This is a genomic window from Hyalangium ruber (genome assembly GCF_034259325.1).
In the GTDB taxonomy this organism is placed as follows: domain Bacteria; phylum Myxococcota; class Myxococcia; order Myxococcales; family Myxococcaceae; genus Hyalangium_A; species Hyalangium_A rubrum.
Map to the genome: position 1 here is coordinate 259,486 of NZ_JAXIVS010000001.1, position 19,532 is coordinate 279,017.

At 68.6% G+C, this 19,532-nt stretch carries 18 protein-coding genes and 1 tRNA gene; 5 read left to right on the forward strand and 14 right to left on the reverse strand.

What is annotated here, in order from left to right:
• Positions 1 to 35: 35 nt before the first annotated feature.
• Positions 36 to 1,055, forward strand: coding sequence for an LLM class flavin-dependent oxidoreductase (locus tag SYV04_RS01120; protein ID WP_321543682.1), 1,020 nt, complete (start codon positions 36 to 38; stop codon positions 1,053 to 1,055).
• A gap of 5 nt (positions 1,056 to 1,060) precedes the next feature.
• On the opposite strand, the gene SYV04_RS01125 is transcribed toward SYV04_RS01120, so the two are convergent.
• The 3 genes from SYV04_RS01125 to SYV04_RS01135 all read right to left on the reverse strand — a co-directional run bounded on the left by SYV04_RS01125 (position 1,061) and on the right by SYV04_RS01135 (position 4,543).
• Complete coding sequence (locus tag SYV04_RS01125) at positions 1,061 to 2,863, reverse strand: tetratricopeptide repeat protein (RefSeq protein ID WP_321543683.1); 1,803 nt, start codon at positions 2,861 to 2,863, stop codon at positions 1,061 to 1,063.
• 445 nt (positions 2,864 to 3,308) lie between these two features.
• Positions 3,309 to 3,908 (reverse strand): hypothetical protein, encoded by a 600-nt coding sequence (locus tag SYV04_RS01130; protein WP_321543684.1) that lies wholly within the window; start codon positions 3,906 to 3,908, stop codon positions 3,309 to 3,311.
• Entirely contained in the window at positions 3,905 to 4,543 is a 639-nt protein-coding gene (locus tag SYV04_RS01135) for an RNA polymerase sigma factor (RefSeq protein ID WP_321544459.1), read from the reverse strand. Before SYV04_RS01135 ends, SYV04_RS01130 begins: the two co-directional genes overlap by 4 nt.
• Before the next feature lie 139 nt (positions 4,544 to 4,682).
• On the opposite strand from SYV04_RS01135, the gene SYV04_RS01140 reads away from it, so the two are divergent.
• On the forward strand, positions 4,683 to 5,714 hold the full coding sequence (locus SYV04_RS01140) for a hypothetical protein (protein WP_321543685.1): 1,032 nt from the start codon (positions 4,683 to 4,685) through the stop codon (positions 5,712 to 5,714).
• 83 nt (positions 5,715 to 5,797) lie between these two features.
• Here SYV04_RS01140 and SYV04_RS01145 read toward each other — a convergent pair whose 3' ends face one another.
• From SYV04_RS01145 to SYV04_RS01155, 3 genes are all read right to left on the reverse strand, one after another.
• Positions 5,798 to 6,772, reverse strand: a complete 975-nt coding sequence (locus tag SYV04_RS01145; protein WP_321543686.1) for a PLP-dependent cysteine synthase family protein — start codon at positions 6,770 to 6,772, stop codon at positions 5,798 to 5,800.
• A gap of 106 nt (positions 6,773 to 6,878) precedes the next feature.
• Complete coding sequence (locus SYV04_RS01150) at positions 6,879 to 8,222, reverse strand: hypothetical protein (protein WP_321543687.1); 1,344 nt, start codon at positions 8,220 to 8,222, stop codon at positions 6,879 to 6,881.
• Positions 8,223 to 8,516: 294 nt separating this feature from the next.
• Complete coding sequence (locus SYV04_RS01155) at positions 8,517 to 9,254, reverse strand: 2OG-Fe dioxygenase family protein (RefSeq protein WP_321543688.1); 738 nt, start codon at positions 9,252 to 9,254, stop codon at positions 8,517 to 8,519.
• 96 nt (positions 9,255 to 9,350) lie between these two features.
• Here SYV04_RS01155 and SYV04_RS01160 point away from each other — a divergent pair, with 96 nt between their 5' ends.
• Together SYV04_RS01160 and SYV04_RS01165 are read left to right on the forward strand one after the other, a co-directional pair.
• On the forward strand, positions 9,351 to 10,301 hold the full coding sequence (locus SYV04_RS01160; protein WP_321543689.1) for a sigma-70 family RNA polymerase sigma factor: 951 nt from the start codon (positions 9,351 to 9,353) through the stop codon (positions 10,299 to 10,301).
• Positions 10,302 to 10,391: 90 nt separating this feature from the next.
• On the forward strand, positions 10,392 to 10,808 hold the full coding sequence (locus SYV04_RS01165) for a VOC family protein (RefSeq protein ID WP_321543690.1): 417 nt from the start codon (positions 10,392 to 10,394) through the stop codon (positions 10,806 to 10,808).
• A gap of 50 nt (positions 10,809 to 10,858) precedes the next feature.
• On the opposite strand, the gene SYV04_RS01170 is transcribed toward SYV04_RS01165, so the two are convergent.
• From SYV04_RS01170 to SYV04_RS01200, 7 genes are all read right to left on the reverse strand, one after another.
• Complete coding sequence (locus tag SYV04_RS01170; protein ID WP_321543691.1) at positions 10,859 to 11,518, reverse strand: hypothetical protein; 660 nt, start codon at positions 11,516 to 11,518, stop codon at positions 10,859 to 10,861.
• 147 nt (positions 11,519 to 11,665) lie between these two features.
• Positions 11,666 to 11,747: transfer RNA gene (locus SYV04_RS01175), tRNA-Leu, on the reverse strand.
• 79 nt (positions 11,748 to 11,826) lie between these two features.
• Positions 11,827 to 12,282 (reverse strand): preprotein translocase subunit SecG, encoded by a 456-nt coding sequence (gene secG / locus SYV04_RS01180; RefSeq protein WP_321543692.1) that lies wholly within the window; start codon positions 12,280 to 12,282, stop codon positions 11,827 to 11,829.
• A gap of 96 nt (positions 12,283 to 12,378) precedes the next feature.
• Entirely contained in the window at positions 12,379 to 13,149 is a 771-nt protein-coding gene (gene tpiA, locus SYV04_RS01185) for a triose-phosphate isomerase (protein ID WP_321543693.1), read from the reverse strand.
• A gap of 27 nt (positions 13,150 to 13,176) precedes the next feature.
• Positions 13,177 to 14,364, reverse strand: a complete 1,188-nt coding sequence (locus SYV04_RS01190) for a phosphoglycerate kinase (protein ID WP_321543694.1) — start codon at positions 14,362 to 14,364, stop codon at positions 13,177 to 13,179.
• Between the two features lie 42 nt (positions 14,365 to 14,406).
• Positions 14,407 to 15,420 carry a type I glyceraldehyde-3-phosphate dehydrogenase gene (gap, locus tag SYV04_RS01195; protein ID WP_321543695.1) on the reverse strand — a complete coding sequence of 338 codons (1,014 nt, stop codon included), beginning with the start codon at positions 15,418 to 15,420 and terminating at the stop codon, positions 14,407 to 14,409.
• Between the two features lie 83 nt (positions 15,421 to 15,503).
• A complete protein-coding gene (locus tag SYV04_RS01200) occupies positions 15,504 to 18,308 on the reverse strand; it encodes a golvesin C-terminal-like domain-containing protein (protein WP_479691430.1) in 2,805 nt (934 codons plus the stop codon).
• 127 nt (positions 18,309 to 18,435) lie between these two features.
• Between SYV04_RS01200 and SYV04_RS01205 the strand changes: the two genes are divergently transcribed.
• Positions 18,436 to 19,116 (forward strand): diacylglycerol kinase, encoded by a 681-nt coding sequence (locus tag SYV04_RS01205; protein ID WP_321543697.1) that lies wholly within the window; start codon positions 18,436 to 18,438, stop codon positions 19,114 to 19,116.
• 68 nt (positions 19,117 to 19,184) lie between these two features.
• Here SYV04_RS01205 and SYV04_RS01210 read toward each other — a convergent pair whose 3' ends face one another.
• Entirely contained in the window at positions 19,185 to 19,388 is a 204-nt protein-coding gene (locus tag SYV04_RS01210) for a hypothetical protein (protein ID WP_321543698.1), read from the reverse strand.
• Positions 19,389 to 19,532: the final 144 nt, after the last annotated feature.

Sequence of the window (19,532 nt, forward strand, 5' to 3'; positions counted from 1 at the left end):
GTGGTCTCCTGGCGCGAACGCCTTATATGGCAGGAATGGTTCCCTTCTCCGTTCTCGACCTCTCGCCCATCGTCGACGGCAGCGACGCTTCCCAGGCTCTCCGTAACACGCTGGACCTCGCCCGGCATGCGGAGCGGTGGGGCTATCGCCGCTACTGGCTGGCCGAGCACCACAACATGCCCGGCGTGGCCAGCGCGGCGACCTCGGTCGTCATCGGGTATGTGGCTGGCGGCACCTCGACGATCCGCGTGGGCGCGGGCGGGATCATGTTGCCCAACCATGCGCCGCTGGTGATCGCCGAGCAATTCGGCACCCTGGAGGCGCTCTATCGCGGGCGCATCGATCTGGGCCTGGGGCGCGCTCCGGGCACGGATCAGCTCACCGCCGGGGCGCTGAGGCGCACCCTGGCCGGCGACGCCGACTCCTTCCCACAGGATGTCCTCGAGCTGATGGGCTACTTTCGCCCCGCCGAGCCCGGCCAGCGGGTCCAGGCCGTACCCGGAGCCGGATTGAACGTGCCCGTCTGGATCCTGGGCTCCAGCCTCTTCGGCGCGCAGCTCGCGGCGGCGCTGGGCCTGCCCTACGCCTTTGCCTCCCACTTCGCGCCAGCTCAGATGATGCAGGCAATCGAACTCTACCGCAGCCGGTTCCGGCCCTCGGAGCAGCTGGCGCACCCTCATCTCATGTTGGGCATCAATGTCTTCGCCGCCGATACGGATGAGGAAGCCCGTCGGCTGATGAGCTCTCTGCAGCAGGCGTTCGTCAACCTTCGCCGTGGCCGGCCGGGTCCCCTCCAGCCGCCAGTCGATGGTTACGAGAGCCAGCTGACCGCACTGGACCGAGCAGGTCTCGACCAGGCGCTGTCCTGTTCGGTCATCGGCTCACCCGAGACCGTCCGGTGTGGGCTGCAGGACTTCCTCGCCCGCACCGGCGCCGACGAACTCATGGTCACGTCACAGATCTTCGACCATGCCGCGCGCCTGCGCTCCTATGAGATCACGGCGCAGGCGCGTGAAGCCCTCGCCCAAGTCGAGCAGAGCGCTTCGGCGAAGTAGCCCACTCACCACGTGGCACCCAGCTCCAGCATGGGCAGGTGCTTGTGGTAGTTCCCGTTCGTGTAGTCATAACGGTGGCACGAATACTCCGGCGCCGTGCATGCATTGGCGGGATCGGCGAGCCGCGTGTCCACGTTGGACTCATTCACCAGGAGGTCGTACCGCACGGTGAGCTGGAGATGCTCCGTCAACCGGGCGCTCACGGCGGGACCAAGCACGAAGCGCACATCCTTGCGCCGACGGCGTCCCCACTCCTCCACGCTCCCATCCGCCGCCTGGTTTCGTAGGGAGCTCTCGCTCAGGTAGTTGCGCCACTCCACGCCTGCGGAGAGGCTTGCTTCCCACCGCTCTCCCAGCTCCCAGCGCGCTGACGCCCCTGCCGCGTGTCCCGTCCAGGCGAAGGGGATGACGTACTCTTGCGACGTGCCCGACGTGTCCCCGGACGAGGCCTGCTGCACCAACGTGCCGATGCGGTCTTCACGGTAGCGGTACCACGCTGTCATCCCCAGGGAACGCAGTCGGACCGACTGGGACAGCGTCGCATCCAGACGCCCGCCGGTGAGGTAGCTGAACTCGCTGACAAGTCCGACCTTGCGCGCGATGGACACATCGAGCCGCGTACTCGTCACGTCGCTCTCGTCCAGCACGAACCACGCTGAGGCCCCCGCCGAGGCCTGCAGCCCGCGAAAGGCCGACGTGCCCGTGAAGAACAGGTCTCCCCCGGACGAAACGCCCAGCCGGAAGCGACGAGTGACGTCCAGTTCCACGGCCGCGTCCGCGCGGTGCAGTTGCAGCGAGTAATCTCGTACCGAGGCCAGTGCATACGCTCGCTGCGATCCACCGTACGAGAGCTCAGCGAAAACCGAGTCCGAGAGCCGGAAGCGAGCAACGAGCCCGAGCCCAACCTCCGCGAAGGCACTTCCCGTCTCCGTCCCCGTCAAAACGTCGCGCTGAGCCACGCCGATCTGCAGCACGTTGCTGTCGAACCCACCTCCCGTGGCGACAGACGCCGCCGGTCCCCGACCATTCGCACGCAATCCGAAGGAGAGTCGGTCCAGGTAGTCGCGAGCGATCTCCTGGTCTCGCGGCTCCAGTGGCAGCGCGAGCGCGGACGTGACGTCCTCTCGCGCCGCGGCTCGATCATCCATCCGGTAGGCCGAGGCCCCAGCCATGAGCCATGCACGCCCCGAGGACGGCTCCAGCTTCGCGGCCCGGAGGAACTGCGCACGCGCCTCCTCGAAGCGGCCCGCGTCGAAGGACACGAGGCCCTGGCGGTATGCCTCGTCTCCCTCGCTCTCGCTGCGTCCCTGCGCGCCCGCGATCCCGGAGAGCAGATCCTCCACCAACGCCAGCTCTCGTTCGGATGCACCCGCCTTCGCTCGCGCTGCCCACTGCGCTGCACGCTCGGGTGCGCCCGCATCCAGCGCGGCGAACCCGGCGTTCACCCAAGCCACCTGTGCGAGGGCTTCATCCGCCGTGGCCTCGAGGAAGGCTTGTTCTGCCTCATCGAAGCGCGCCAACGCATAGAGGCATGCCCCTCGGTTGAAGCTCCACTGGGCGCGCTCGGGTGCATCCTCGGCCCGCCCGGCGGCGTCGAACGCCTCCAGCGCATCAGCCGGTCGCCCGGCACGAAAGCGCGCCAGGCCCACCAAATAGAGCGCGGCGCCAAGACGCGGAGGCTGTGCGGCTTGCAGCGCGAGTTGCTCCGCGCCCTCGTAGTTCCCTTGGGCGAACGCCTGCTGAGCCTCTGCGAGCGGATCCCCCACGGCCAGCATCGCCGCGAGCGCAAGCGCTGGGACCACCATCATCGCGGCGGTGGCGGCGGCGGCTGAGAAGAAGGAGGAGGCTGAGTGCCATCGGTCCGGGGAGAGGGAGGCGGACCACGCCCACCCTCACCCGGACGTGGAGGGCCTGAGCGGCCTGGTCCCTGAGGTGGCTTCTGGGAATCCGGACCCTGCGGAGGCCGGACGGCGCCGTCCCGAGGAGGCGGCGCCGGGCGCTCCGTGCGCATCCGGCCCAGGATCGTATCGACCTTCTCGCCCGGAGCAATGACATCCACGGTATGCGAGCTGCGCACGTGGGCACGCGGCTGCGTGTTCGTCGCCTCGGGTGGAGCGGGGGGTGGAGCCTCCGGCGCGCGTACCGCCCCGGTCTCGGCCTTCGGCGGTGCCGCCGGCGCCTGCGCCCGAGCGCTCCCGGCCACGAGCAGCACGAGCACCGCGAGGACCGCTGAGAGTTGTGCCTTGCAGCGATTCATCCGTCCGTCACCTCGAGCACCACATCGTGCTCTATCCGCTGATCGCCCGCGCGCGCCATGGCCGTGACGAGGTAACGGCCCGCCTTGCGCCCACGAACCGCGATGGGGATGACGTTACTGCCCTCGCTCAGCGGCTGGGTCCATGTGAAGGAGCGCTGCGGCAGCTCCTCACCGTCCGCCCAGAACGCCAGGCCCTCGGGCAGGCTCACCTGGAAGTCCGCCTGCTCCACCGCCACGTCGGCGGTGAAGTCCAACTTGATGATCGCCACCTTGCTGGCCGGCACGACAGTGCCCGGAGCCTCGAGCGGGCGCGAAGCCTGAACAGCCTTCGATGGCGGAACGGGAGGCTGTTGCGTGGCGCTCATCACGAGGAACGCGGCCACCCCGGCCGCCACGCCCAGCGACGGCCAGAGCACGGGAGCGCTCCGGCGCAGGAACCACCGCACCCGATCCCACCCTGGAGCAGGCTCCGGCGGGCCGGCCGCGACCAGCCGCCGGTGGAGCGCGGCCTGGAAGCCGAGCTCGGGCGGGTCATCCCGCAGCGCTCCCAGCTGCTCTCGCAGCGCGCGCTCTTCGGTGTCGCCAGGGTCACTCATTTCTCGCTCCCGCGAACATGGGACGAAACAGCGCTATCGGATGTTCCCTCCGCGCCTCCCCGGCTCGGAGAGTCGGGCATGCGCTCGCCCGCCAGGAGAGTCCGCAGCAACGTCCGCCCCCGGGAAAGGCGCGATTTCACGGTGCCCACGGGCACCCCTTCGATGGCTGCCACCTCGTCATACGTGTGCCCTTCGACGTCGAAGAGCACCACCGCCGTGCGGAACTCCGTCGGCAGCTCGCGCAGGGCATACCACATGCGTTGACGCACCTCGGCGCGGGCAAGCCCCTCGTCGGCGGGCTCCGCGCTGGAGGGGACCCGGGAGTGGTCCACGGGGAGCGGCTCCTCCAAGGAGCGCTCGCGGCCCACGCGACTGCGGGCCGCGTCGATGAACACGTTGCGGACCAGGGCGTAGAGCCACGTCTTGAAGGCGGACTGAAAGCGGAACGAGCGCAGGCTCTTGTAGACCTTCACCAGCGCCTCCTGGGCAAGGTCATCCGCGTCCGCATCCGATCGCGCGAACGCGCGCGCGAAGCGCCGCACCTGAGAGAGGTGGGAAGACACCAGGATCTCGAAGGCCCGGACGCTGCCGTCCTGGGCCTCGGTGATCAATGCGCGCAGCTCGTCGTTCTCCACCAAGGCGCCCAGTTTAGCTGCCGGAACCCGCCCTTTCGCAAGAACGCGGCGACGGAGTCGGGAACACGAAATTCACCCTTCTCGTCCCACGGGGCGAAGTCGGAAGCGGGCCGGAACCGAAACACAAGGGAGCACCACGATGCACAAGAACAAGGGCAGTCAATGGCTCGGAGCGTTCGCACTCGTCGCCGGGGCGCTGACGAGCGGTTGCAGCTCGGGGACCACGGAGGAGAACGCCACGGAGATGGTGTCTCAAACGGTGGAAACCGCCTCGGACTCGAGTGATGCGGTGGAGGTCTCGAGCCTGATGCGCGGGATGAACGCGCTGCGTTCGGAGGCGGTAGAGGGCTTCCACTGTGACGCCAGCCCGGACATCACGTACATCGAGGTCTGTGGCCAGAACCTCCCGGCCACCGTCCACCTCGAATGGACGGACTGCGCGGCGCCCGAGCGGCGAGGAGGTGGCGGGCACGGCGGAGGCGCGCCTGTCGGCGGCACCATCGGCGGCGCGGTCTCGCTGGGGGGCGGGGGTGGGCGCGGGGGCGGCGGCCAGCCTCCTCCGGAAGGCACCAGCGGTGATGCGCCCCCGGCCGGTGGCAAGGGTGGCGCCTGCGGGCCGAGCTTCGGCCCCTCCAGCGGGAAGGTGGACATCACCTATACGTACGGGGCCGCCGAGGACTGCTCTGGCTCCGTGAAGCAGGACCAGTCGGTGACCTTCCAGATCTCTCGCACGGGAGAGGAGGGTGACGTCTCGACGGTGCAGGGCACCACGACCTCGAGCGCGCAGCTCGTCGCGGGCGCTCCGCCGCAGCAGAAGTCGACCCAGGCGGACGTGACCCGGACGCGCACCGACGCGTCGGGCACGGTGGTGAGCTCGGTGCATCTGACCGGCTCCATGAACGTCGAGTTCTCCAGCGACACACCGCCCGTGCGGACCGTCAACGGCTCGTACACCGAGACGTTCCTCGACGGCACGCAGGGCACCGTGACGCTCGAGAACATCGTGCGGGCACCGAGGAACGTGTGCCAGTGGCCGACGTCCGGGACGCTGACGCGCGCCTCCGCCGATGGACAGAGCCACACGCTCGTCTTCGGTCCGGACTGCGGCACGGCGACGCTCGATGGCGCCGCGGTGACGTTGCCCGAGCACGGCCGGAAGGGAGGCCGCTGAAGCTCGCGTGAGCACTTACGGCCCGGCGGCTCTGCCGTCCTGCTCTCCCCCGGCCCAACCGCGGCAGAGCTGTCCGGGCCACCTCACGCCGCCGGGCGCCCCGGCTCCTGGCTCTGGATGAGCTCGGTGGAGAAGTAGCGCTCCATGCGGTCCGGGAACACGGTCACCACCTGGGCGTGCGGACCGAGCCTCCGCGCCGCCTCGACCGCGGCCGCGTAGTTCAGTCCGCTGGAGGGACCCACCGGAAAGCCTCGCTTGATGAGGGCGCGCGCGGTGCAGACGGCCACCTCGTCCTGGATGTTGAGCACCTGCAGCCCTTCGAGCTGATCCTCGCGATAGAGCTTGCTCATGCCCTCCACCACGCCGGGCACCCGAGCGCTGAAGCTGCAGCACTCGAGATCGCAGCCCGTCAGGCCCTTGATGGGGCGCGCCACCACGGGCGTCACCGGACAGCCCGCCTCGCGGAAGGCCTGGTAGAGCCCCACGATGGTGCCGCCGGTGCCCACGCCGCTCACCACCGCATGCACCAGACCGCCGGGCACCTGGCTGAGGATCTCCTGGCCCGTCCACACCCGGTGGGCCTCGGCATTGTCCGTGTTCTCGAACTGGAGCGTGGCGAAGGCCCCGCGCTTCTTGGCCTCGGCGGCCGCGCGGGCCATCGCGCCGGCCATGCCCTCCGCGCGTGGGGTGAGCAACACGTCCGCACCGTAGGCACGGATGGTGAGCACACGCTCATGGGTGACACCCTCGGGCATGACAGCGGTGAAGCGCACGCCCATCTGCGCACTGGCGAGCGCGAGCGCGATGGAGGTGGAGCCGCTGGAGGCCTCGATGACCTCGCCGCCGGGGCACAGCTGGCCCAGCCGCCACGCCTTCTCCAGCATGTAGCGGGCGATGCGGTCCTTGGTGGAGCCGCTCGGGTTGAGGAACTCGAGCTTGCACCAGATGGTGGGACCGTCCGTCTCCAGGCGCACGGGCACCAGCGGCGTAGGGCCGATCTGCTGGAGGAAGCGCCCATCAGCGGGCAGGGGACGGCAGGACGAGCGGGGCGTGAGCATGGAGAACCTCCGACGACGCCTCATATCCGAAAAAGCGGCGCGGGGGGCGGGGGGCGGTCCATAGCGCCAGCCCCCCTGCCCCCTCTCCTCCATGACGCGGCGTTCCTCAGCGCGCCAGGCGAAGGAGGAAGGCGTCCGCTCTGCCGCGAGGCGTCACGACCCCACCGGTACCGAAGTCCATGACGCCGTTGAAGTGCCCCGTCACCAGGACCTGCGCATCGACGGGGCTGATGGCCACGGTCGCTGGCAGCACCCCACCAAGGGCCGGAACCACCTCCTCGAAGTTACGCGCCCCAAGGAAGTGGCCATTGGTGCGCCAGAACCGGGCGACGAAGAAGGTCTGTTTCGGCACGAAGTAATCCGGGTCCACGAGGCGAGAGCGCGGCACGCCCAGCAGGGAGGCGTCGTTCTGGACCAACACCACCGCCTCCTCGCCGGAGGTTCGCACGAAGACCCGATCCCCGGCGCTGACGATCGGACTGAGCTGACGCGCCCAGCGCTCCTCCCCGTTCTCGCTGTAGTAGCCCATCACGTACTGGCCCCGAGGCAGGTTCTGGCCCTGGAACGTCGGGCTCCCTGTCGCCGTGAGGAGCACCCGGTGGCGGAAGGCGCTGACACTCTTGGGGGCCACGTCCGGAGCACCCAACACGAGGCGTGACCAGCGGTGCTCCCCCGAGCCATTCAGCGCCACGAGGTAGCCCGCACCGAGGGACTCCCCGCCCGGGGACACGGGCGAGGAGAACTTCAACGGACCGAAGTTCATCGTGCCCCGGAAGCTGCCGCAGACGTAGACGTTGCCCACGTCATCCACGGAGAGATCGCTGGCATGCACCATGTCATCCCAGGAGGTGTGGTGGATGAGGAGACTCCACAGGAGGTCACCATCCGAGCCGCGATACTTGAGGACCATCGCCCAGGAACCCTCGTAGCCGCCACTCGGGGTGAAGACGTCCAGGCGCGCGAGCGCCACGAAGTCCCCGTCGGGAGTGGCCTCGAAGTCCTCGAAGTAGAGCTCCGTGTTGGGCGGAGGCTGCACGGGAAGGGTCCAGCGCACCTGCCCCGTCGCGCCCTCGAGCTTGGCGAGGAAGGCCCCGGGCGGCAGCGTTCTCCCCGCCACGGTGGCGCCCAGGTACGCGCTCCCCCCGACGAACACCTCTCCGGGTGCATCCGTCGTCAGGGCCCTCACCCGGACATGGTTCTCGTCATGGGGGACGCTCAAGAAGGGAGGCACGAAGCTCTGAGCCCATGCCACGCTGCCATCGGGCCGGTACTTCACGACTCCCGCGTGCAGGTCATACGTGGCCCCGTTCCACGGAAGGGGTGTCCCCGAGGCATCCGCCTGCCCGGTGTACATGAAGCTCATCACCGCATTGCCCGTGGCGTCGGTGGTCACCGTCCCCAACTCGTCGTAGCCACTGGCGCCCTGGGTGCGCACCCAGAGGGGTGTCACCCCCTGGGTGCCCGTGGAGGAAAGTGCCAGTCCATCCGAAGCCGCCAGGTGGTGGCTCCCTCTTGTCTGCTCAGGAGACTCCCCCTCCCCACACGCCACGAGCGCCAGTGCGAGCAGGGCCCACCCATATCGCCCACTCCCGCTCACCGACCGCCCCGCCCTGCCCCCACCCGGCTCCGCCCACGAACACATCCGCATGCTGAATCTCCCCCTCGCGTGCTTCCTGAAGTGAAGTGCGCGGGGGCGGAGAAATGGACGAAGAAAATCGAGTGCCCAGAGTCGGGGCGGCTGGCGTCACGAGGCGGCGGGGCCCTGGAATCCCTTCGCGCGGAACGTCAGCACCAGCGTGTCGCGGTGTCCAAAATCGGCCAGCGGCTGGATCGGCGTGCTCTCGTGGATGACGCGCTCGTCGTCCAGCAGCAACGCGGACCACGGCTCGGTCAGCGTGAAGCGAATGCCGTGCGGACCCTCGGCCTCGAACACGCGCGTCTCGCCGCCCTTGATGCCCTCGCGCCCGACGAGCAGAACGGCGACGAAATCCACGCCGTCGCGGTGCGCCCCCTCGGGCGTCGGCCGGCCGATGCCATCCGTCGTGTCGATGCGGAACTGGTGCGCCTCGACGAACCATGGCTGCGGCCCCTTCAGCGCGGAGCAGCACTCCCCGAGCCCGCTCAGCAGCCTCGACCAGACGGGCTGCGCGACGATGTCCGGGGTCATCGGCTCGAACCAGCGCTCCAGCCCGCCGTGCAGCGCGTTGTACTCGACAGGCTGCCAGTGCGGGCGAGGAGGCACCGAACGGACCCCCTCCCCCTCGACGACGAAGCAGGAGTGCCTGCGCGAGCGATAGTGTCCGCCGTCGCGCAGATAGGCATCGGGCGGCAGTGCCTCCCAGGTCGAACGCAGGGCGTCGAGCGCGGCAGGCGCGATGCCCACCAGTTCACACAACCCCTCGCGGCTGAGGACGGCGTAGCCACGGTCGCGCAGCACGGCGGAGACCTGGGAAAACGGAGTAACAGGAGGCGCGAGGCTCATGGACTTGGCGGGAGGTTGAAGTTCGCGTCGTTGTACCGCAGGCGGTGAACAAAATTGTCCACACCGTTCCCAGGCGGCACATAAATTTCGGGGGCGATGGCCACCGCCTACAACCTCGAAGAGCACCGCGCCGCGCTGACCGGCCACTGCTACCGCATGCTGGGCTCGGCCGCCGAAGCCGACGACGCCGTCCAGGAGACGATGGTGCGCGCGTGGCGCAACCTGGACCGCTTCGAGGAGCGCGCGTCGCTGCGCACCTGGCTGTACCGGATCGCCACCCGCGTGTGCCTCGACGCGCTGACCGATGAGTCACGCCGCGCGCGCCCGATGGAGCTGGGTCCTGTTGGCTCGGTCGACGACACGCTCACCACCCTGCCGGGATCTCGCTGGATCGAGCCCATCCCCGACGCCCACGCCCTGCCCTCGGACGCCGATCCGTCCGAGCTCGTGGTGCTTCGCCAGAGCGTCCGCCTCGCGTTCGTGGCAGCGCTCCAGCACCTTCCCCCACGGCAGCGCGCGGTGCTGCTCCTGACCGAGGTCCTCGGCTGGTCCGCCGCCGAGGTCGCGGACAGCCTCGACACCTCGGTGGCCGCGGTCAACAGCGCTCTCCAGCGTGCTCGGGCGACACTCGCCGCCCACGATCTCACCCAGGGCCGCGCGCCGCTGTCCGACGCGCAGTCCACGCTGCTCGACCGCTACGTCCACGCCTTCGAGCGGTACGACGTGGATGCGCTCACCCAATTGCTCCACCAGGACGCGACGCTCTCGATGCCGCCCTACGCTCTGTGGCTTCGCGGTCATGAACCGATCCGCGACTGGTTGCTGGGACGGGGTTCTGGCTGTCGAGGGTCTCGGCTGATACCGACTTCCGCCTGCGGCTCTCCCGCGTTCGGGCAGTACCGGCCCAGTGGGCCCGGGGGCCGCCATCAGCCGTGGGCGCTGATTGTGCTCGAGCTCTCGGGTGACCGTATCGCGGGGATGAACTCCTTCCTGGACACCGAGGCGTTATTCCCGCGTTTCGGTCTTCCCCTGGAACTCGCCTCCTAGAAGCGAGGCCCGGTCACTTTTTCTCGAAGAGACCGATGAGTTTTCCCGCGCGGTGGGGTCTATACGCCCAAACCCCTTCTGGAGGCTCAAATGGCTGCCAACCGTTCCCGCAAGCTCTTCGTCAACCTGCCGGTCAAGGACCTGAAGCGGTCGATCGAGTTCTTCACCAAGCTCGGCTTCTCGTTCAACCCGCAGTTCACCGACAACAATGCGACCTGCATGATCGTCAGCGAGGAGGCGTTCGTGATGCTCCTCGTCGAGTCGTACTTCAAGACCTTCACCAAGAAGCAGATCAGCGACACCCGCACGGGCTCCGAGGGCATCTTCGCGCTCTCGGCCGAGAGCCGGGCCGAGGTCGATGAGCTGGTCAAGACCGCGATCGCCGCGGGAGGCACGCACGCGTCCGAGCCGGTGGACCACGGCTTCATGTACGGCTGGAGCTTCTACGATCTCGACGGTCACCACTGGGAAGTGGCGTGGATGGACCCGGCGCAGATCCAGAAGTGAAAGAGCACCCCGCGTAGCCCAGAACCGAAAGCGCCCCCGAGTCACTTCACTCAGGGGGCGCTGATCGTGTGCCTGCACAGCAGCGTGTTGTCCGTCTCGAGATCCGAGCTCCAAATCAGCTTGGCCGACGCGTCCCAGGAGATCTTCGTGTACCCGTCCTTGGGACTGACCGTGGACGCCGAGTACTCGGTGGCACGCGCCCAGGAGCTGTCGTCGTAGTCCGTGCCTTTCCAGCCTGACGGCTCCGCCGTGATCTGGGAGAGGCATGTCTGCCCTGGATTCGTGTCCTTCTCACAAGACTTGTTGGTGGGTGCCTTGTGGATGACGGAGCACTTCCAGGCCGAGCTGGAGACACCGACGATCTCGCCGGTCGAGGTGTCGGTGATCTGGGCGATGAAGCCTCCATCTCCCATCTGCTGGTTGGCCGCTCCGATGTACTCCAGCCCCGTGTCGTTCTGCTTGTAGTCCTTGAGAACGAAGTTCAGGTGGAGCGGGTACGCGGCATCGAAGCTGAAGGTCTCGGCGTTGAACGAGCGCTCGGTGGTGATCGACACGGAGTCCTCCACGATGAGTTGCTCGCCCAGGTACATGGCGAACCAGTTGTCGGCCCAGGCCTCCAGCTTGAACTGTCCGCTCCCGCCCGTCGTGTTCTCCGAGTCCGAGCAACCGAAGAGCAGACAGGTCAGCATCAAGCACTTCATCGTCTTCAAGGTGATCTCCCGTGGGCTGCGCGGCAGGCTGCCCAACGGGTGAATGGTAGTCTCACCGAGAGTGAAGCAAAGAATGCCTCGCCAGCAGGCGCAGCCCTGGAACGAAAAAAGCCCCCGAGTCACTTGGACTCGGAGGCTTCTTCGGAGTGCCCAGGGCGGGATTCGAACCCGCACACCTTTCGGCGCCACCCCCTCAAGATGGTGTGTCTACCAGTTCCACCACCTGGGCAAGCTGCGCGGCTCATGTATCCGAACCGCGCTGTGTCACGCAACGGTTTTCAACCGTCGCGCTTCGCTCTTTCTTCCGACTACTGCGGAGCCGGCGTCGGCGCCGGGGTCGTCGGGGCAGCGCCCGTCGGGTTCGCACCCTCGCCCGCCGGAGCGGCCGGAGCCGCCGGGGTGTCCCGAGGCTGCTCCATGCTCGCAGGAGCGGCAGGCGTACCAGCAGGCGCCGCCGCACCACCCGGCTGCCCCGCCGTCGCCGGAGCCGTGGCCCCCGGAGCCGGCGCCGCCACCGAGCCCGCCGCCACCGAGGTCTTCAGACCCACGAAGGACAGGCCCAGCGACGTCAGGAAGAACAGCGCCGCACAGATGCCGGTCAGCTTGCTCAGGAACGTCACCGCGCCGCGGCCGCCGAACGCGCTCGTGGCGGCACCACCCCCCAGGGCGGCGCCCATGCCCGCGTCCTTACCGGGCTGCAGCAGGATGACGAAGATCATGAACACGCAGAGGATGACGTGCACGATCGTGACAAAGGTCAGCATGGCTTCTCTTTCAAACGCTCAGTGGAAAGGACGCGCACCCTACACAACCTGACAGCGGGGTGACAACTCCTTCGCGACACCCCGCCCTTCTCTACTTCAGGCCCCCGCCTTCGCGATCGCCGCGAAGTCGCCCGCCTTCAAGCTCGCCCCGCCGACGAGCGCCCCGTCCACGTCCGCCTGGCCCAGCAATTCCGCGGCGTTGTCCGCCTTCACGCTGCCGCCGTACTGGATGCGCACCTGCCCGGCCGTCCCTCCGTCGTACAACCGGGAGAGCTGCGAACGGATGGCCGCGTGGACCTCCTGCGCCTGCGCGCTCGTGGCCGTACGCCCCGTGCCGATCGCCCACACCGGCTCATACGCGAGCACGAACTTCGCCACGTCCCCAGCCCCGAACCCCGCCAGCGCCCCCTTCACCTGGCGCTCCACCACCTCCAGCGTCCGTCCCGACTCACGCTCGGCCAGCGTCTCGCCCACGCAGATGATCGGCAGCATGCCCGCCTTCAGCACCGCCTGGGAGCGCTTGTTCACCGTCTCGTCCGTCTCCCCGAAGAACTGCCGGCGCTCGGAGTGCCCAACGATGACGTAGGCACACCCCAGCTCCTTCAGCATCGGCGCGGACACCTCGCCCGTGAACGCCCCCGAGGCCTCCCAGTGGCAGTTCTGCGCCGCCAGCTTCAGGTTCGAGTCCTCGATGGCCTTGGCCACCGGGTGCAGCGCCACGAACGGCGGAGCGATGACGATCTCCACCTTGTCGCGCAGCATCGACACCATGCCCCGCAGCTCCCGCACCAGCGCGAGCGCCTCCGGGACGGTCTTGTTCATCTTCCAGTTGCCAGCGACGATCTTCCGGCGCGCCTCGGCGGCCATACTGCCTCCCAGTCCGTGTGTGCGGAGCTACTTCGTCTCCAGCGCCTTGATGCCCGGCAGCGTGATTCCCTCGAGGAACTCCAGCGAGGCGCCGCCGCCCGTGGACACGTGGCTCATCTTGTCCCCGTAGCCCATCTGCTGCACCGCCGCCGCGCTGTCGCCGCCGCCGATCACCGTCACCGCCGCGCGGTTGTTCGCCATCGCATCCGCAACCACGCGCGTGCCTTCCGCGAACTTCTCCACCTCGAACAGCCCCATGGGACCGTTCCACACCACCGTCTTCGCGTTGCGGATGTGCTGGGTGAACTGCGCCCGCGTCTTCGGCCCGATGTCCAGGCCCATCGCGTCGCCCGGAATCGCCCGGTCCGGCGTCTCGCGCTTGTCGCTCTTGTCCGACGGCTCGGTGCCCACCACGTGGTCCACCGGCAGGACGATCGACGTCTTCAGCCGCTGCGCCGCATCCAGGATCTTCGTGGCCAGGGACAGCTTGTCCTCCTCCACCCGGCTCTTGCCCACCTCGATGCCCTGCGCCTTCAGGAAGGTGTACGCCATGGCGCCGCCGATCAGCAGCGCGTCCACCTTGGGCAGCAGGTTCTCGATCACCTTGATCTTGTCGCTCACCTTGGCGCCGCCCAGGATCGCGATGAAGGGCTTCTCCGGGTTCTTCACCACACGGCCCAGGTACTCGATCTCCTTCTTCATCAGCAGGCCCGCCGCCTTCTCCTTCACGAAGGGCACCATGCCCGCCGTGGAGGCGTGGGCGCGGTGCGCCGTGCCGAACGCGTCATTGACGTACACGTCCGCCAACGCCGCCAGCTCGCGCGCGAAGGCCTCGTCGTTGGCCTCCTCCTCCTTGTGGAAGCGCAGGTTCTCCAGCACCAGCACCTGCCCGTCCTTCAGCTCCTTCACCTGCTTCTTCACCCCGTCACCCACGCAGTCATCCGCCAGGATGACCTCGTGCTTGGGGCCCAGCAGGTCCGCCAGCCGCGAGGCGGCCGGCTCCAGCGACAGCTTCGGGTCGGGCCCCTTGGGGCGCCCGAGGTGGGAGGCCAGGATGACCTTGCCACCCATCTCCAGCGCGCGGCGGATGGTCGGCAGCGCCTCTCGGATGCGGGTGTCGTCCGTGACGCGCTTTCCCTCCAGCGGGACGTTGAAGTCCACGCGGATGAAGACGCGCTTGCCGGTCATCTGCAGGTCATCGATGTAGCGGATCATCTCGGTCTCCCTCTCGGTACGCCCTGTCGGTGTGGCCCGCGACTAGAAGCCCTTGGACGCCAGGAACTTGCTGGTGTCCACCATGCGGTTGGAGAAGCCCCACTCGTTGTCGTACCAGGCCATCACCTTCACCAGGTTGTCACCCATGACGTAGGCGTTGGTGGCGTCGAAGATCGCCGAGTGCGGGTTGCCGTTGTAGTCCACCGACACCGTCTGCTCGTCGCTGAACTGCATGATGCCCTTGAGCGAGCCCTCGGAGGCCTTGCGGAACGCGTCGATCACCGCCTCCTGCGTGGTCGTCTTGCTCGTCACCACCGTCAGGTCCACCAGAGACACGTTCGGGGTCGGCACGCGGATGGACACGCCGTGCATCTTGCCCTTGAGCGACGGCAGCACCTCGCCGATCGCCTTCGCCGCACCGGTGCTGGTGGGGATCATCGACAGGGCGGCGGCGCGGGCGCGGCGCATGTCCTCGTGCGACAGGTCCAGCACGCGCTGGTCGTTGGTGTAGCTGTGCACCGTCGTCATCAGGCCCTTCTCGATGCCGAAGGTGTCCAGCAGCGTCTTGGCCACCGGCGCCAGACAGTTGGTGGTGCAGGAGGCGTTGGACAGGATGTGGTGCTTCTTCGGGTCGTACTGGTCGTGGTTGATGCCGTAGGCGATCGTCAGGTCCGGGCCCTTGGCCGGCGCGGAGACGATGACCTTCTTGGCGCCCGCGGCCAGGTGCTTCTCCGCACCCTCGCGCGCCGTGAAGCGGCCCGTGCACTCCAGCACGATGTCCGCCGTCATGGACTTCCAGGGCAGCACCGAGGGGTCCTTCTCCGCGGTGACCGCGATGGTGTGCCCGTCGATGATGATGGCCTTGTCCTGCGCCTTCACCTCGCCCGGCCACGTGCGGTGTACCGAGTCGTACTTGAACAGGTGGGCCAGCGCCGTGGGCTTGTCGAGATCGTTGATGGCGACGACCTCGAGGTCCTTCTCCTTGCGGCTGAGAATCGCGCGAAGGACACAACGTCCGATGCGGCCGAAGCCGTTGATGGCGATCTTCGTGGCCATGGTCTGTCAGTCTCCTTGAGGTGGGCGTCGTGCCCACGTAGCGGGTAAAGGGCGGCCGACCGTAGGCACGCGCCGCACCCGAGTCAACGCTTGGAAAGCGGTGCGCGCCCGCGAGGCCGCCGGAGCTGAACAGTAACGAGCAGCACCAGCCACGTCACGGCCGTTGAACCGGCGCCCGCTCCACATCCGCAGCCCGACTCTCCCTGCTCGTAGAACTGAGGTAGTTGCTCCACCACATAAGTCACGGGAGGCGGCGGAGGCGGCGGGGGGTCCGGCGGCCGCAGGTCATTGCCCGTGGCGGCGGTCCACTGGTTGGCGGGCCCCGGATCCGGCGGCGGAGGCTCGTCCCCCGGAGCGCTGGGAGCCGCGGCGAGCAGGCCCGCGCGCGCCAGGAAGGTGCCCAGCACGTACTCGCGCCGCAGCGGGCTGACGACTCCCTCCAGGGGCACGGTCAGGAAGAGCACCTGGCCTCCCGGAGCCGAGGAGACTCCGGCGGACAGCTCCGTACCGGTGTAGCGCAGCACGGAGGTGGCCCCGGCCGCCGGGGCGAGGACATCCGGCGAGCCCACCGCGAGCCCTCCTCTTGTCCCATCCTCCAGCACCAGCCCCGTGGCGGCCTCGAGCCAGTCGCCTGGCTGGCCCTCCACGAGGAGCGAGGACGTGCCGTTGCCCACCGCCGCGCGGAGGATGTTGGCGAGGAACGCTTGATCGTCCGTGTCTCCAGCCGCGAGCCGAGAGGCCACGTTGCTGCCAGAGAAGAGCAGGTGCCCTCCCCCGGTGACGAAGGTGGTCAGCGCGACCTGCTCCGCGCGGGTCGGCCCCGCTCCGCCCACACCTCCGCGGCCAGTGAACCAATCGATCAGCCCATAGCCCGTGAAGCTCGCCAGCCCGGCGGCGATCGCCTCGCTCGTCGCGCTGTCGAAGGCCACCTCGTGACGGGCCACCGCGGCCCCATGACGGCGCACCGAGGAGCCGTCGTTCATGGCCTCCAGCAGAACGCGATGCGGAGTGCCGAGATCGAAGCGCGCCAGGTCCTCTCGGAGGTTCATGGTCGCGTCCAGCCGGTCGAAGGCGTTGACGATGAGCACCTGCGGCGCCGTGCCCACCCGCGCCCCCACCGTGTCCGAGGGGAAGGACTCGCCGCCCGCGTTGAGCGCCGCCACGCGGAAGTAGCGCGTGGTGCCCGTGGCCAGCGGGAAGTTGAGCGACGTGTCGGCCGTCTCGGTGCCCTCGTCCCAGCTCAGCCCATCCTCGCTCTGGTAGACGCGATAGGAGGTGGCCGCGTGGCCTCCCAGGTCAATGGCGTCCGTCGCGGGCGCCGCCCAGCGCACCTCCACTCCGCCCGCCACGTTGCGCGCGGCGACGGCGGAGGGTGGCTCCGGAGGCAGATGCACCTCCTGGCCATCCCGCGTGGCGAAGTACTTCACCAGGCCCTGGAGGATGGCGCGCGCCGCCACGTACCGGAAGTTGGGCTCCCGCAGGCGCACCGCGTCCACCTCCGCGTCGTGGTAGGCGATCTCCAGCAGGATCGAGGGCATCTCCGGGTTGTGGGCCGGGTTCACCTCACCGAAGTTGGCTGAGCGCAGAGACGCTGTCCTCCAGTTCGGGTCCACCGTGGCCCTGAGGTCTCGATTCAGCTCCGCGAGCAGCGCGCGGCCCATCACGTCACTGCCGGGAACCCCCGTGAACTCGAGCCGGCCGTTCACCGGGTTGGGACCGTAGACATAGCCCTCCGTGCCGAGGACGTTCGCGCCCGAGGCGTTGGTGTGCCAGGCCACGTACACGGCGTCCTCGCCCTGCTCGTGGTCCCACGCCGCGAAGCGCGAGCGCCCAGTGACGTCGTCGTTTCGCTCGTTACCGATCGCGTTCACTCCCGAGGGGGCGAACACCGAGGCCGGCGCCCCGTTGAACTGCGTGTGATACCGCGCGCACTCCTCGTAGCGCGGCCGGGTCGAGGACCCCATCGTCGCGTCGCCGATGAAGCCAGTGCCACCACCGATACGCACCGCGTCCAGGGAGACGGTGCCCTGCTCCGTGGAGTCGTTGAGCGCCACCACCGCCCCCTTCTCCGGGCTCTCGCCGGCCTTGAAGTAGAAGCGCCCCAGCAGCACCCACGTGCTCCCGTGGCGGCGCTGGTTGACGCGGAAGTGGCTCTCGCCGCCCGCGTGCTTCACCACGAAGTGCGCGTTCGACACCCGCGAGGCCGCCGCGGAGTAGGCGATGTAGACGTGGTAGTTGCCGTCGGCGGGGACGCGCGGGACCCAGGTGGCCGAAGCGGTGGCGGTGGCCTCGGCGGTCATCAGCCGGCTGCCTCCCAGATCGAAGGGCCGCACGTTGTTGCCCATGGTCGTGGGCGGCGGGCCCCAACCCGGCACCGTGGCCGTGCTGAAGAGCGCCGCGGGCCCGACCTCCGCGTAGTTCGGATCACCGTTGTTGACGATGACCATCCGCGCGTTGAGGTCCGGCTCACGCAGCGGCACCACCATGGCCCCCGCGCTCATCAACATGGGCATCAGGTACTGGTTGAGCGTCTCCGCGGAGATCAGATCCTCGACGACATCGAACGTGTTGGGCCGCTGCGTCGCCCAGCGCCTCAGCGTGGGGCTGCGGTAGAAGCCGTGCCCCGGGCTCAGGTAGACGGTCTTCCCGGACAGCGCCCCGACGCGAATGCGCGTCTGCGGCAGGCCCGACTGGGCCGAGAGCGTCGCCCCATCTCGCAGCTCCCGACGGACGAGCGGCGGTTCGGCGGCGCTCCAGGGAGTCACCTCATAAGGCTTGGGGCCTGGCGCCGGGACGTACACCGCGCCGGGAGGCTCCAGCCCACAGTCCAGGGGCTCCTCGAAGGGGCCGTCCGCCCATGCGAGCGACGGCAGGACCAGGATCGACACGAGGCCAGCGAGCAGTAGGGAGCGTGCCATAGAGGGAGCGGACCATAGGCCCCCGCCCCCCCTCATGCGAGCACGACGCGAACGCCGCAATTCGCCTCGCGGGTGCTAGCCTGCCCTCCTCCTTCGAATGAACGACCCTGCCCTACCTCCGCCCCGCTTCCCCTCCCGTGGCGGTTCCGGTCTGCTCGCATCGTTCCGCTATGCGTGGACCGGCCTCATCCACACCGTCGTCCACCAGCGCAACATGCGCGTCCACCTCGTCTCCGCCGTGCTCGTGGGGCTGGTGGGAAGCGGCATCTGGCTGGGGCTGGCCGAGAAGGTGACGCTCATCTTCTGCGTGATGCTCATCTTCTTCGCGGAGATCCTCAACAGCGCGCTCGAGCACCTGGTGGACCTCGCCATCCAGCAGTTCGACGAGAAGGCGCGGCTGGCCAAGGACGCCGCCGCCGCCGGAGTCATGGTGCTGGCGCTGGGCACCGTCGTCATCTTCGCCGCCCTGCTCGTCCACAACTGGGAGACGGTGCTCAACAGCGGCCCGCAGATTGCCCGGCAGGTGGTGCTGGGAGTGCCCTTCACCGCGTGCATCACCCTGCTGGTGCTGCCCCGCGCTCGCCCCGCGTGGGTGGATGGGCTCGCCTTCGTGGGCGGCGTCGTGCTGATGGTGCTTCTGGCGATGCGCACCGCCAGCTCGGTGTTCACCGCGCTCACCGCGGGCCTGCTCGTGGTGGCTGGCGCGGCGGCACGGGAGCGGCGGCGGATGCTCGGGCAAAAAAAAACCGGCGCCTCGCCGGTTTCCCATCGCGCCTAGAGGGCGAGAGCCCCGAAACCAGTCCGGAGCCCGTCCGCCCGCTAGGGTTGTAGCGCCACTCTAAAGGGCTAGACCCGGGGCTGCCAGCCGGCCGCCTGCTCGGGTGTCACCTGGGTAACTTCTCCCTTGTCTCCCGCCTTCATGTCGTCCGCCACCAGGTCGAGCAGCTCCGTGGCGATACCGATGACCTGCTGCGGCGTGTAGCCGCTCGCGCGCAGCTGCGTGTAGAAAGTGCGCGCCAGGATTCGGGGACCCTTTTGGTCGGTGCTCAAGGAAGTATCTCCAGCAAGAGAGAGGTGGGGTGACTGCGCTCCGTTGAGCGCTACAGGATTCAACCCCCATGCCAACCGCTGGCGTTGAGACGGATTCCTCATGATCTGCGGCGGGTTATGAGATACCGGAGGCTCCGCCGGGCA